The organism is Bartonella sp. AP58NXGY, from assembly GCF_042195785.1.
In the GTDB taxonomy this organism is placed as follows: Bacteria; Pseudomonadota; Alphaproteobacteria; order Rhizobiales; family Rhizobiaceae; genus Bartonella.
The window spans coordinates 1-299 of the sequence record NZ_JBHIOY010000326.1; the positions used below are offsets into that span (position 1 = coordinate 1).

Annotated in this window: 1 pseudogene; it reads left to right on the top strand. The window is 34.4% G+C overall.

Going from position 1 to position 299, the window contains the following annotated elements:
- A pseudogene (locus ACFINC_RS11200) lies at window positions 1-299 on the top strand (D-alanyl-D-alanine carboxypeptidase); the annotation flags it as partial.

Consider the following 299-nt stretch of genomic DNA (forward strand, 5'->3'; position numbering starts at 1 on the left):
TCTCAAAACTATTTTTACAAAACAAGCAACGGTTGCCCGTGCTTCTGTTTATGGTGGAAAGAGAAATTTTGTTCCACTTATTGTCAAAAAACCAATAAATTTTATGCTTTCCAATGAAAAAAAAGCCAATGTTAAAGCAAAAGTTAAATATCATGGTCCCTTAAAAGCGCCCATCGTTGCAGGGCAATCAGTTGGTGTCATTCAAATTTTAGAAGATAAAAAGGTTCTTTTGGAAAAACCAGTTTTTGCCGGTGTGAATGTTCCGGAAGGAAGTTTCTTTACAAAAGTAAAAGATGCAT